Source organism: Rhizobium glycinendophyticum (genome assembly GCF_006443685.1).
Taxonomy (GTDB): domain Bacteria; phylum Pseudomonadota; class Alphaproteobacteria; order Rhizobiales; family Rhizobiaceae; genus Allorhizobium; species Allorhizobium glycinendophyticum.
Window position 1 is genome coordinate 97,519 of sequence record NZ_VFYP01000007.1, and the last position, 13,539, is coordinate 111,057.

Here is a 13,539-nt window from a genome sequence, read left to right on the forward strand (position 1 = left end):
ATCGGCACCCAGGCGCTTCAGATTTGGCGCGGCCCGAAGCTTTAACTACAGACGCGACCTGTTCAGGGGCCGACCTTCACGCCCTTCCAGAAGGCCACCCGACCGGCGATCTCTTTTGCGGCAGACTTCGGCTGCGCATAGGACCAGGCGGCGTCCACATTGGGCTCACCGTCGACCTCCAGCGTGTAATAGCTTGCCTGCCCCTTCCAGGGACATTCGGATTTGCGGTCACTGGGGCGCAGATAAACCTGGTTGACCGAGGTGAAGGGAAAATAATGGTTGCCTTCAACAATCACCGTATCATCGCTTTCAGCAATGACGGCTCCGTTCCAAGTTGCCTTCATGGTCCAGTCTCCCCTGTCTGAGTTCTAGTAAGCCCGTCATGCCGAGCGACGTCGCGCCGTCGAACCAAGGGCGGTATCTTGAGGATTCCCAATTGATGAGAAAGATAAGGCTCCGTCGATGATTGGCCATATCACGAAGCGACGAAACTTTATTCTCGACCCCCAATAGAGATAGATCAGGCTCGGTTCTTTTGGTTTCATGCAGGTGTCTGCCTTCGAATAACGGCAGCAGAGCGGTCGTCTTTTGACGGGACGACCGGCACCTGGTCTGATCGGCGAACATGGCACGTCGATTGTTTCAAAGTATAGCAGACAAGCCAAATACAGGCTTTTGAGAATGGGCAGATCGGTGTGAGATCTGCGCCCTCTGGAGGCGGGATCCGGCCTGATGTGCGGACGGTAATGTCGCCTGTGATAAAGGCGCCGGAGAAGCTCCGTCATAAACGCGACAAGGATCCCGGTCATCAAGAAGATCCAACCGGCGGATCCCTTTCAGTCGGACCGCAGGCCTCGCCTTCGCCTGTCAACGCCTATTCATCTTCTGCAAAGATTGGATCGCGGACGAAGGGACCGCCCTGATAGATGGCGATTGGGTCGTCTGGCGCTGGTTTCGCCACCGTGGCTTCGATCTCGGCCCGAAAACGTTCTGCATTGTCGCGCGGATGCCAGCCGAGATAGGAGACATGGGAATTGTCCCACCAGCGCGTATCATTGTTGGAGCAGCCCCAGATCACCGGACAACCGAGGCGCGGCACACGGAAAATGCATTCGATCATGCTGAGGAAGTCATCATAGCTCATCCAGGTCGACAGCATGCGGTGGTTTTTCGGCTTCTCCATGCAGCTCCCGATCCTGACCAGCGCCGTTTCCTGTCCGAATTTGTCGAAATACATCCGAGCCAGTGCTTCTCCGAAACATTTGGAGACGCCGTAGAGCCCGTCGGGTCTCAGCGGCGCGTTATGGTCGAGATATTCGTCCTGGCGATAGAAGCCGATCGTATGGTTGGAACTGGCAAAGAGGATACGCGGCATGCCGTTTGCTCGCGAGGCTTCATAGAGATTATGAAGGCCCAGCAAGTTGGCGTTGAGAATCTTGGAGAATTTGTCTTCGACCGAGATGCCGCCGAGATGAATGATCCCGTCGCAGCCTTCGACGAGTTTATCCACGGCAGCGCGATCGCCCAGATCACAGATGACACCCTCTTCATGCGGGGCCAAGCCCCCCAAATCGGCGATGTCCGATACGCGCAGGATATCCGCCATGTCCTTGAGCCGTCCACGCATGGCGCTTCCCAGCCCGCCGGCCGCCCCCGTCAGCAATAGTCGTTTCACTGCACATCCTCCGCACAATTGATTTACACTTATCATACAGGTACGGTGAAACCGGTCAACATCACCACAGTCGCTCCGTGTTCTCCTTGCAAATTCGACATACGAGTTTATGCATGGGCCGAGGGCAAGACAGCGGGGGCAGGCATGGCATTTCAGTCGAAACAGGATGCGGGATCGGGAACGCTGGTACAAAAACTGGGCGATACGCTGCGCAAGGCGATCGGGTCGGGGCAGTATCTCCCAGGCGCCAAACTTCCGAGCGAGGCCCAATTGTCGGAGGCCCACGGGGTGTCGCGCACTGTGGTGCGGGAAGCGATCGCTTCCCTCAGGGCCGACCGCCTTGTCGAAGCGCGCCAAGGGGCCGGCGTCTTTGTGTTGAAGCCCGCTGATCCTGCTCCCGTACCCCTTCTCATCGGCACCGTTGATCCGGCCCGCGTCTCCTCCACCATTGAACTTCTGGAGCTTCGCACCGCCGTCGAAGTCGAGGCAGCGGGCCTTGCTGCTCTTCGTCGATCACCCGCCCAGGAAGAAGTGATCATCGAGCGACATTATGCCATCCGCACCTGTCTTGAGGCCGGCCAGTCGACAACGGATGCAGATTTCGCACTTCATCTGGCCATCGCCGAGGCGACCAATAATCCGCGCTTTCGAGAATTCCTGGCGATGATCGGCAAGAACGTCATCCCGCGCGCAGCCCTCAGGGACGAAGACAATGAGCAGGATCAGGCCGCCTATCTGCGGCTGATCGACGGCGAACATGCCGAAATCGTGGAAGCAATCTCGGCCGGCGATGAAGATCGCGCCCGCGAGGCGATGCGCCGGCATCTGCGTGGCAGTCAGGCCCGGTACCGGGCTCTGTTGAGGGAGCAACGCCAACCTGTACGATAACATTTGACAGATGAGCGTCTTAGACGTATGACAACTTGGCCGGAGGAGGCCAAGAGAGGACATTCGAACATGACGCCGCAAGACATCAAGGCCGCGCTCGGCGCCGGCCTTCTCTCCTTCCCTGTCACGCATTTCGATGACGAGGGACGGTTCGAACCGACAAGCTATCAGCGCCATGTCGAGTGGCTGGCGGGTTTTGAGGCTCCGGTGCTCTTTGCGGCCGGCGGTACGGGAGAGTTCTTTTCGCTGACGCCGTCCGAAGTGCCGCACGTCGTTGCCGCGGCCAAGGAGGCATCGGGCAAGACAGCCATCGTGTCGGGTTGTGGTTATGGCACAGAGGTCGCAGTCGAGATTGCCCGGTCTGTCGAAAAGGCGGGTGCCGACGGTATTCTGCTCCTCCCGCATTACCTGATCGATGCGCCACAAGAGGGCATGTATCGCCACGTCAAGCAGGTCTGTCAGTCGGTCGGGATCGGCGTCATGGTCTATAACCGTGACAATTCGGTGCTTGGGGTCGAGACCCTGCAGCGCCTTTGCGATGCGTGCCCCAATCTGATCGGCTTCAAGGATGGAACTGGCGAGATCGGCCTGATCCGCCAGATCACGGCAACACTTGGCGATCGGCTGACCTATCTCGGCGGCATGCCGACAGCCGAACTCTTTGCCGAAGCCTATCTGGGTGCCGGTTTCACCACCTATTCCTCCGCCGTCTTCAACTTCGTCCCGGGTCTGGCCGTCGAGTTCTACAAGGCATTGCGTGCTGGCGAGCGGACGCGCTGTGAAGAGATCCTGCGCGATTTCTTCTACCCCTTCATGGCAATTCGCGCACGCCGCAAGGGTTATGCCGTCTCCGCCGTCAAGGCAGGCGTCCGTCTGCAGGGTTTTGCCGCCGGCAAGGTGCGCCCACCGCTCGACGACCTGACGCCAGAGGAAGAGGACATCCTCGCCCGCCTGATCGAACCGTGGAAGCGCTCGAACCCATGAAGATCGCCGAGGTCCGAACTCACCTTCTCGAGCACACGCTCGACGTGCCCTTCCAGAGCGCCTCGATGCGCTTTGACCGGCGCGCCCATGTGCTGGTCGAGATCGTCTGCGACAACGGAGCGACCGGCTGGGGCGAATGCCTTGGACCCGCTCGGCCGAATGCGGCCGTGGTCGCCGCCTACAAGAACTGGCTGATCGGCATGGATCCGCTGGAGACGGAAAAGATCTGGGCCGTTCTCTACAATGCCCTTCGCGACCAGGGCCAACGCGGGCTGACATTGACTGCGCTCTCAGGCATCGACATTGCGCTCTGGGACATCAAGGGCAAGTATTTCGGCGTGCCCGTCTCCACCCTTCTCGGCGGCCGCTTTCGCCAAAGCGTGCGTGCCTATGCGACCGGTAGCTTCAAGCGCGACGGGGTCGACCGCGTCGAAGACAATGCCCGCGATATCGCGCTTTATCGGGCCGAGGGTTTTCACGCCTCCAAGATCAAAGTGGGTTTTGGCATTGAGGAAGACCTTGCGGTGATCCGCGCAGCCCGAGAAGCAGCCGGGCCCGACATGCGTCTGATGGCCGATGCCAATCATGGATATGGCCCACTCGAAGCGATCGAGTTTGGACGGCGCGCCGCCGTTTACGGCATCGACTGGCTGGAAGAACCTGTCGTGCCGGAACATCTCGCTGCCTATCGCGAAGTGCGGGCCAAGCAGCCGATCCCGGTTGCCGGTGGCGAGACCTGGCACAGTCGCTGGGGCATGAAAGAGCCGATCGAAACACGGGCGGTCGACATCATCCAGCCGGATCTGGCCGGCGTCGGTGGTTTCACAGAGGCCAAACGGATTGCCGATCTGGCAGCCCTTCACGGGATCCGGGTCGTGCCGCATGTCTGGGGAACGGCTGTTCACATCGCCGCGGCCCTCCAGTTCATCGCGGCCATGGTTCCAGATCCGGTTCGCATCAATCCGGTCGAGCCAATCCTGGAATTCGATCGGACGGACAACCCTTTCCGTCAGGCGGTGATCAAGACACCGATCGAACACGAAAACGGCGTTGTCACCATACCAAACGGCCCGGGTCTCGGCATTGAGATCAACCGCGACGCGCTTGTCGAATTCAAGATGAGGGAGGAAGCATGACCCTCGTTCGCCCGCTTACCGGCAAAAAGCCGAAGATCACACTGCCGGAAGGCACGATCGATACCCAGATGCATGCCTATCTGCCGGGCTTCCCGTCGGTCCAGGGCGGACCGGAACTTCCCGCAGGCGATCTCCCGACACCCGATCAATACCGTCAGTTCATGGATTGGATCGGCATTGACCGGGTGATCGTGACCCAGGGCAATGCGCACCAGTTCGACAATTCGAACCTCATTGCCTGCCTTCATGCCTTCGGGGAGATCGCCCACGGGATCGCCAGCGTCGATGCCCGCACCACCGAGACGGAACTGGATGCTCTCTCGGACGCGCGCGTGGTCGGGTTGAGGGTCATGGACCTGCCCGGTGGCGCCGCCGGTCTCGAAAAGCTCGAGGAGATCGACGCGATCGCGAAATCTCGTGGCTGGATGGTAGCCGTCCAGTTTGATGGCAGCAACATTCTCGACCACGAGGCCAAGCTGTCGAAGATCCGGTCGCGATGGGTCCTTGATCATCACGGCAAATTCTTCTGCGGCGTGGCGCCTGATAGCCCGCAGGTTTCGGCCGTCAGGCGGTTGATCGACGGCGGTCGCTGCTGGTTCAAGTTTGCCGGAGCTTACGAATCGTCAAAAAGCGGTGCTCCGGAGTTTGCCGATGTCGGCGCGGTCGCGAAATCCATCGCCGTTCATGCGCCTGAACGGATCGTCTGGGGCTCGAACTGGCCCCACAACCTGGCCCGCGCCCAAAGCGATTATCCCGATGACGCGCAACTGACAGACACTGTTCTCGGCTGGCTGGCCGATGACGCGGCTCGCAAACGCGTGCTTGTCGACAATCCGCAAGAACTTTTTGGCCTCACGTCGCTCAAAGCGACATAGGCCGAAGAAGACGACCCGTCGAAGCGGGAGGTTTCGACGGACCATCAAAGAGGAGGAAGACCAATGAAGACTGCAGCAATGCTCAGCCTCGCCATGGGGCTCACGCTCGGCGCCAGCGCCGTATATTCTCAGGAAATCACGCTCCGCTCGGCCGACATCCATCCAGACGGCTATCCGACCGTCGATGCCGTCAAGTTCATGGGCGAGCTGGTCTCCCAGAAGACCAATGGCCGCATCAAGATCGAGGTGATGAACAATGGCGCACTTGGCGCCGAGAAAGACACGATCGAGCAGACCCGCTTCGGCGTCATTGATATGAACCGGGTCAACAGCGCGCCATTCAACAATCTCGTTCCAGAGACCGTCGTGCTTGGCCTGCCTTTCCTCTTTCGCGACACCGAGCATATGCACAAGGTGGTCGATGGCGAGATCGGCGACGAGGTTCTGGCCGCCTTCGAGCCGCATGGTCTGATTGGCCTTGCCTTTTATGACAGCGGTGCCCGCTCCTTCTATTCCACCAAGAAGCCGATCGAGAAGCTCGCCGATCTCCAGGGCATGAAGGTGCGTGTCCAGCAGTCCGATCTCTGGATCGCGATGATGGAGGCCTTCGGTGCCAACCCGACACCGATGCCTTTTGGCGAAGTCTATTCTTCACTTGAGACGGGGGTGGTCGATGCGGCCGAGAACAACTGGCCGTCCTACGAATCTTCGCGCCACTTCGAAGTCGCCAAGAACTACACGTTGACCGAGCACTCGCTAACCCCGGAAATCCTCGTGATCTCCAAGATGACTTGGGACAAGCTGTCACCGGAAGACCAGACGGTGGTGCGTGAAGCCGCCAAGGAGTCCGTCGGCAAGATGCGTGAGCTCTGGCAGGCCCGGGAAAAGGCCTCGGAAGAGAAGATCCGGGCCGCTGGCGTCAACGTGATCAAGGTGGACAAGACGGAATTTGCCGCTGCCATGCAGCCTGTGTACGACAAGTTCATCACCGATCCGAAGATGAAGGAACTGGTCGAACGCGTGCGCGCGGTCAAGTGACCTTATGGACATGCCGGCCGCAGGATCGACCTGCGGTCGGCAAATGGTTCATCGCCGGGTTTCGGAGGATTCCCATGTATCGCTTCATGCGGGCCATTCGGCCCGGGCTCGCAAGGCTGAGCCTTGCCTGTCTCTATCTCGCAGGCCTGGGCGTTGTCGCCATGACGCTGATTATCGGCTGGCAGGTTTTCGCCCGCTACGTGCTCAACAACTCACCCAGCTGGTCCGAGCCGCTTTCCCTGCAACTGATGTCCTGGTTCATTCTTTTGGGGGCCGCCGTCGGTGTTCGCGAAAGCGTCCATCTGGGGCTGGACTTCGTTCGACATGCCATGCCTCCTTCGATCCAGCGACTGATGGATCTGATCAGCCTTGGCCTGATCACCGTTTTCGGTGTCGCCATGAGCTATTACGGCCTTGTCCTTGCCCGCGGCACCTGGACCGCCACCATTCCGGTCCTCGGCTGGCCGGGCGGGGTCGATTTCTTTCCCCTCGTCGTGGGCGGCATCATGATCGCGATCTTCGCACTCGAACGCTTCATCGACACGCTGGTCGGCAGCCAAGCGGTTGGCGAACCCAGCCTATTCGAGGTCGTCTGATGGCATACACAATCCTCTTCGGCACCTTTGCCATCCTGATGATGATCGGCACTCCGATCGCCTTTTGCCTCGGCTTTGCGTCCCTAGCGACGGTCCTTTACCTCGGCCTTCCGCCGATCGTGGTTTTTCAGCAGATCAATTCGGGCATGAACGTCTTTGCCATGATGTCGATCCCGTTCTTCATCTTTGCCGGCGACCTGATGGTGCGCGGAGGCATCGCGACCCGTCTCATTCGCTTTGCCGCCGGCCTCGTCGGCCACTTGAGGGGTGGGCTTGGCCAGGTGAACATCATAGCCTCCACGCTTTTCGGCGGCATTTCCGGCTCGGCTGTCGCCGATGCCTCTGCCGTCGGCGGCCTGATGGTCCCGCAGATGGCAGCCCGGGGCTATGACCGCGGCTACGCCGTCAACGTGACGGTAAGCTCCTCGATCATCGCGCTTTTGATCCCGCCATCGCACAACATGATCCTTTATTCGATCTCGGCCGGCGGTACGGTCTCCGTTGCAGACCTCTTCACGGCCGGCGTCATACCGGGCCTTCTCCTGACGCTTACACTGATGGTCACCGCCTATATCGTGGCACGGCGCCGCGGTTATCCATCCGAGCCCTTCCCGGGCTTTGCCAAGCTCGGTTACTTTCTTCTGTCGGCGCTGCCGGGCCTGCTCCTCATCGCCATCATCTTCGGCGGTGTGCGCTCCGGCATCTTCACGGCCACGGAAAGTTCTTGCATTGCCGTTCTCTACGCCTTCCTGGTGGCACTTCTGGTCTATCGGGAGCTGGACTGGCACGGCTTTATCGAGGCGGTACTGGGGGCGGTGCGGACAACATCGCTGGTGCTTCTTGTCATCGGGACCGCGGCATCCTTCGCCTGGCTGATGTCCTTCCTGCAGGTCCAGACGACACTGATCCAGGTGGTGCGTTCGGTCTCGGACAATCCGCTCATCGTCCTGCTCTTGATTAACATCACGCTCCTCGTCCTTGGCACCTTCATGGACATGGCACCTCTGGTCATCATCTCGACGCCGGTTCTTCTTCCGATCGTCAAGGCGTTCGGTGTCGACCCTGTGCATTTCGGAGTGATCATGATCCTCAATGCCGGGATAGGTCTGATCACGCCGCCGGTGGGTACGGTTCTCTTCGTCGGCTGTGCGGTCGGTAAAATCACGATCCGCGAAGCGATGCGCACGATCTGGCCCTTCTTTACAGCAATGCTTGCCGTCTTGATGGCGGTGACCTACGTGCCCGCGCTATCGCTTTGGCTGCCAGGCCTGTTCAGGTGATCCACTCTTTGCTTTCTCTCCAAAAGATGCGTTCAGCGGGAGCTTCGGCTCCCGTTTCTTTTCGAACATGCAGCTGACAGTTTGCCACATACCGCCAACCTTTCTGTAAAAAGCTCCGATCAAACCGACAGATTTTCGCCATTACGTTCAATCCCGATTGTTCCTAGATTGCTGATGTGTGAACTCTTGCGCCCGGTGATGCATGACAGCCCCTGCCCCTTCGGAAAAAGCCTTCGTCCCCTTCGTCAGCGTCGAAAACATGATGCACCTGGTGCATCACATCGGGATCGAGCGGGTGCTGACGGAGTTGACAGATGTCATCGAAGCCGACTTCCGGCGCTGGCCGCTGTTCGACAAGACGCCGCGGGTCGCGTCTCACTCGCGCGAGGGCGTGATCGAGCTGATGCCAACTTCCGATGGCGCGATCTACTCATTCAAATATGTCAACGGCCACCCGAAAAACATGGCGCAGGGTCTGCAGACGGTGACAGCCTTTGGCCTGCTTGCGGAAGTCGAAACGGGTTATCCCGTTCTTCTCACCGAGATGACGCTGCTGACCGCGCTCAGAACCGCCGCCACCTCGGCTATGGCCGCACGTCATCTGGCACCGAAGGGCGCCACCACCATGGCGATGATTGGAAACGGCGCCCAGGCGGAGTTCCAGGCGCTGGCGATGAAGGCAGTGCTGGGGATCACCCACCTGCGCCTCTTCGACATCGACCGCCGGGCCACCGACAAGACAATGCGCAATCTTGCGAAATCGGGGCTTCATCTTGCAGCCTGCGACACTGCCCAATCTGCCATCGAGGGTGCGCAGATCATCACCACCTGCACCGCCGACAAGCAGAACGCCACCATTTTGTCCGACAACATGGTTGGTGCCGGCGTGCACATCAATGCGATCGGTGGCGATTGCCCCGGCAAGACCGAACTGCATCGCGACATCCTCAAACGCGCCGAGACCTTCGTGGAATTTCCGCCGCAGACCCGCATCGAAGGCGAAATCCAGCAGATGCCGGCCGACTACCCCGTCACGGAGCTGTGGCAGGTCCTCACAGGCGATGCCCCGGGTCGGCGCGATGCAGGACAGATCACGCTTTTCGACAGCGTCGGCTTCGCGATCGAGGATTTTTCCGCCCTGCGCTATGTCAGAGAGAAGGTCCGCGGGACCCCCTTCTTTCAACCTGTCGACCTGATCGCCGATCCCGACGACCCTCGCGATCTCTTCGGCATGCTGCAGCGGGCGAAAGACTGATCCTCAAAGCCTAGGCAGCATCCGGCAGGGCGAAACTATTCCGCCTCCCGCAAGTTCCCCTTCAAACAACGCAGATCGAAGGGAGCGGGTGATGGCGAAGGACGATACGACGATCAAGTATGATGGCCCGGCCGGTGGCTGGGGTTCGCTTCGTGGCATCGCCCGCATTGCCGGTCAGGAAGGGATAACGCCCGGCGCGATCGCGACGCTTCTCGAGCAGAACAAGCCGGGTGGTTTTGCCTGTGTCTCCTGCGCCTGGACGAAGCCCGCCGAGCATCATCCCGTTGAATTCTGCGAAAACGGCGCCAAGGCGACGCTTTGGGAGCTCACCGGTCGCAAAGCCGGCAGGGAAGTCTTTGCCCGGCACAGCGTGACGGAGCTCAGATCCTTCAGCGATTACCAGCTCGAACAACTCGGGCGCCTCACACAGCCTATGCGCTATCACAGGGCAAGCGACCGCTACGTGCCCTGCTCCTGGGACGAGGCTTTTGGCGAGATAGGCCGGGAGCTTCGCAAAATGGATCCGAAGAAGACGGTCTTTTATACATCCGGCCGCGCGAGCCTAGAAACGGCTTACCTATGGGCGCTCTTTGCCCGGGCCTATGGGCATAACAACCTGCCAGACAGCTCGAACATGTGTCATGAGACGACGTCGGTCACGCTGAAGAAGGTGATCGGCTCGCCCGTTGGCACGATCGTTCTCGATGACTTCAAGCACTGCGACGCAATCTTCTTCTTCGGCCAGAATACTGGGTCGAACAGTCCCCGCTTTCTGCATGTGCTGCAAGCGGCCGTCCGGCGCGGCTGTCGGATCGTGACCTTCAACCCTGTGCGTGAGCGCGGGCTTGAAAGCATGATCAACCCGCAAGAGCCGACGGCCATGGTGAGCGGCCACGAGACCGCTCTCTCTTGCCAATACCACCAGGTAAAGCCGGGTGGCGACATCGCGGTTCTGCTCGGGCTTTGCAAACATGTGCTGGCCGCCGACGATGTGGCGCGGACTGACGGGAGAAGCGTCGTCGATCGCGCCTTCATCGCCGAACACACAACCGGCTTTGCGGAATTTGAAGTACATGTCAGAGGGCTCGACTGGGCTGAGATCGAGACAGTATCAGGGCTCAGCCGCGCTGCCATCGAGGCGGCAGGCAGCGTCTATGTCGAGGCGAACAGCACCATCGGCATCTACGGCATGGGTCTCACCCAGCATGTCCACGGCTTCGAGAATATCGCGACCTATATGAACCTGCTTCTGATGAAGGGCAACATCGGCCGCAAGGGAGCGGGCATGTCACCGGTGCGGGGACATTCGAATGTCCAAGGACAGCGGACGGTCGGCATTGCGGAGAAGCCGGAACTAGTTCCCCTTGATCGACTGGCTGAGCTTTATGAATTCGAGCCACCACGGGACAAGGGGATGAACACGGTAGAGACCTGCGAAGCGATCCTCAAAGGCGATGTTGGGGCCTTCATCGGCCTCGGTGGCAATTTTCTGCGGGCAATTCCCGAACAGAAGGCCATGGAAGAAGCATGGCCGCGCATGCGAATGACCGTGCAGATCGCAACCAAGCTTAATCGAAGCCATCTGGTAAACGGCGAGATCGCCTATCTCCTGCCTTGTCTTGGCCGAAGCGAAATGGACACGCTGACGGCCAAGCCGCAGGTCGTGTCCATGGAAGATAGCCTCAGCTGCGTGCATGGCTCGGTCGGCAAGCGCAAGCCGGCCTCCAGGCAGCTCAAATCGGAACTCGAGATCGTCAGCCGGATCGCCCAAGCCACCTTGCCTGCCAATCCGAAGATGGCGTGGGGCGCGTGGGCGCGCGATACAGCCCTGGTGCGCAATCTCATCGAACGCACCTATCCCGACCAGTTTCGTGACTTCAATGCCCGGATCTTCACGCCCGGCGGTTTCTACCGGGGCAATGCAGCGCGAGAACGCCAGTGGAAGACACAAAGCGGCAAGGCTGAATTCGTCACTCCCAAAATGCTGTCTGCCACGGGTTTCGAGAGCGCGCCGGGCCGTGTGAGCCTGATCACCATGCGCAGCAATGACCAGTTCAACACGACAATCTATGGCTATAGCGACCGCCTGCGCGGCATTGAGGGGAAAAGAAATATCTTGCTGATCAGCCCCCGGGAGATCGAGCGTCACGGATTGACGGTCGGCGAGACGGTGACACTGGTGAGCGATGCCGGTGACGGGATCGACCGCAGGGTGAGTGGGCTCGAGGTTCTGCCCTTCGATCTTCCGGATGATTGTGTCGGGGGCTATTACCCCGAACTCAATCCGCTGGTCCCGCTCTCGCACCACGATCGGCAGTCGAAGACCCCGGCTTATAAGTCTGTGCCTGTGCGGATCGAACGCCAAAGCTGACGAAGCGTGCCCATCGCTTTAGCGGCGCAGCGAGGATGGAGCGACTTGGCGACCACTGCTGCTCATCTATCCAGAGCAGCCATTGCCATAATTGACCTGGACCTCCCCGTTCTGCCTCTCGGAGAACTTGGCGATATAGCCCTGCTTGCCGTTGAGACGCGTCACACACCAAGGGCCGGTATCATCATCATCGAAGCAGGCCCATATGGGCAAGCAGGTGCCCGCGGGAATGACAAAGTGAACAGGCTGATCAAAGCCGATCTTTGCCCTGAAGTTCAAACCGCTGAAGACGGTAACATTGGCCGCCTTGGTGTAGCTGGTCGAATTGCGCGGCAGACCCTTCGGCAGACCCAGATCCTGCTTGGACGCACACGCATCGCCCGCACCCCGCTTGACGCAGCCAATACCGACAACGAAGGGTTCGGTCTTTCCAACAGTTGCCCCGCCGCTTGCAAGTGGCACTTCACTCCCCTGCGGAATGGGTGTGGTTCTCTTGAAAGCAATCCGGCTGCCATCGGCGAGACGAACTGTGAGCTTTCCTTGTGAAAGCGAAAGAGTGGCAACTGACTTGTTGAGAATGGTGTAAAGCTCGACGCCCTTGGCCGTTGGTCGCCAGCCACTTACGAAAGCCCAGTCGCCGGAGCAAAAATTGGTCTCGGCGGCATACTGACCGAGCGCATTTGGACCCTTCAGGTGAAGCGTGCACCCGCTATAGGTCCAGCTCCCGATGTAGAAGTTGTTGGCCAGAGCGCCTGTCGCAAGAGACATTCCAGCCATAAAGAGAATAATCCAGACCCTTCGCATATGATCCTCCCCAAACCCTCTCCAATCTGGCCATGAGGGGAGTAAAACGTCAACGTCATCGCGATCACAGAGGAAGACCTCAAATCGGCCGAAGAAGCATTTCCTCTGCTTCGTCCCGGTCCATTTCGATTACCCGTTTGGCAAGCTCGAAACCGAACCCTTGCCTGGCAAAGGAGGCGATCTCCTTGCCCCATCTCTTGTCGTCGGCGTCGACATCGGGGCGCCGAAAGGGGCCAAACGCCTTCTTTCGCGCATAGACGACGGCTGCCCTCAATTCGTCCATCTCTGCGAGGGCTTCCTCTATGATGGCGCGCTCGATCCCCTTTTCGGCGAGCTTGCGCGCAACCGCCCTTACCGATTTTCCGCTTCGCGCGGCCGACGCCGAGCGCAGCTGAGCATAATTCTCGTCGTCGAGCGCTTTCATGCTGCGGCCAAAGGCGACCGCGTTTGCCGCCAGCGCCGCCAATTGTGCCTGCGTGATACCTTCGAACTTCGATTTGGCTTTTCGGGTGATGGCATCGGCCAATTCGCGCTCGCTCATCATCCGCCTTGCCAAGCGATAAGCGGCCGAGTTCTTCGACCAGGCGAGCATTCTTGCCGTGGGAGACGATGCTTCGGAAAGATCCGTGGCATCGTC

General features: G+C 59.7%; 13 protein-coding genes. 9 read left to right on the forward strand and 4 right to left on the reverse strand.

The genetic code is table 11. The features are described 5' to 3' along the window. Positions 1-62 precede the first annotated feature (62 nt). Both FJQ55_RS22260 and FJQ55_RS22265 read right to left on the reverse strand, forming a co-directional pair. Positions 63-344, reverse strand: coding sequence for a DUF427 domain-containing protein (locus FJQ55_RS22260; protein WP_140832174.1), 282 nt, complete (start codon positions 342-344; stop codon positions 63-65). A 530-nt stretch (positions 345-874) separates the two neighbouring features. Beyond that, entirely contained in the window at positions 875-1,675 is an 801-nt protein-coding gene (locus tag FJQ55_RS22265; protein WP_140832177.1) for an NAD-dependent epimerase/dehydratase family protein, read from the reverse strand. Between the two features lie 144 nt (positions 1,676-1,819). On the opposite strand from FJQ55_RS22265, the gene FJQ55_RS22270 reads away from it, so the two are divergent. The 9 genes from FJQ55_RS22270 (at position 1,820) to FJQ55_RS22310 (ending at position 12,098) form a co-directional block, all read left to right on the forward strand. Then, a complete protein-coding gene (locus FJQ55_RS22270; RefSeq protein ID WP_140832180.1) occupies positions 1,820-2,563 on the forward strand; it encodes a FadR/GntR family transcriptional regulator in 744 nt (247 codons plus the stop codon). Between the two features lie 69 nt (positions 2,564-2,632). Beyond that, positions 2,633-3,547, forward strand: a complete 915-nt coding sequence (gene kdgD / locus FJQ55_RS22275) for a 5-dehydro-4-deoxyglucarate dehydratase (RefSeq protein ID WP_140832183.1) — start codon at positions 2,633-2,635, stop codon at positions 3,545-3,547. Next, entirely contained in the window at positions 3,544-4,683 is a 1,140-nt protein-coding gene (locus FJQ55_RS22280) for a mandelate racemase/muconate lactonizing enzyme family protein (RefSeq protein WP_140832185.1), read from the forward strand. Before kdgD ends, FJQ55_RS22280 begins: the two co-directional genes overlap by 4 nt. Then, positions 4,680-5,558 (forward strand): amidohydrolase family protein, encoded by an 879-nt coding sequence (locus FJQ55_RS22285; RefSeq protein ID WP_140832187.1) that lies wholly within the window; start codon positions 4,680-4,682, stop codon positions 5,556-5,558. The genes FJQ55_RS22280 and FJQ55_RS22285 overlap by 4 nt, the downstream gene beginning before the upstream one ends. Before the next feature lie 63 nt (positions 5,559-5,621). After that, positions 5,622-6,596, forward strand: coding sequence for a TRAP transporter substrate-binding protein (locus FJQ55_RS22290; protein ID WP_140832190.1), 975 nt, complete (start codon positions 5,622-5,624; stop codon positions 6,594-6,596). A gap of 74 nt (positions 6,597-6,670) precedes the next feature. Further along, positions 6,671-7,192, forward strand: coding sequence for a TRAP transporter small permease (locus FJQ55_RS22295; RefSeq protein ID WP_140832192.1), 522 nt, complete (start codon positions 6,671-6,673; stop codon positions 7,190-7,192). Beyond that, the gene (locus FJQ55_RS22300) at positions 7,192-8,472 is read left to right on the forward strand and encodes a TRAP transporter large permease (protein ID WP_140832194.1); all 1,281 of its coding nucleotides are present in this window, start codon (positions 7,192-7,194) and stop codon (positions 8,470-8,472) included. Before FJQ55_RS22295 ends, FJQ55_RS22300 begins: the two co-directional genes overlap by 1 nt. A gap of 202 nt (positions 8,473-8,674) precedes the next feature. Then, positions 8,675-9,727, forward strand: coding sequence for an ornithine cyclodeaminase (locus FJQ55_RS22305; protein ID WP_140832197.1), 1,053 nt, complete (start codon positions 8,675-8,677; stop codon positions 9,725-9,727). Between the two features lie 91 nt (positions 9,728-9,818). After that, positions 9,819-12,098 (forward strand): FdhF/YdeP family oxidoreductase, encoded by a 2,280-nt coding sequence (locus FJQ55_RS22310; RefSeq protein WP_140832199.1) that lies wholly within the window; start codon positions 9,819-9,821, stop codon positions 12,096-12,098. Positions 12,099-12,164: 66 nt separating this feature from the next. On the opposite strand, the gene FJQ55_RS22315 is transcribed toward FJQ55_RS22310, so the two are convergent. Beyond that, a complete protein-coding gene (locus FJQ55_RS22315) occupies positions 12,165-12,875 on the reverse strand; it encodes an SH3 domain-containing protein (protein ID WP_140832202.1) in 711 nt (236 codons plus the stop codon). 106 nt (positions 12,876-12,981) lie between these two features. Continuing rightward, entirely contained in the window at positions 12,982-13,494 is a 513-nt protein-coding gene (locus FJQ55_RS22320) for a regulatory protein RecX (protein ID WP_246085249.1), read from the reverse strand. Positions 13,495-13,539: the final 45 nt, after the last annotated feature.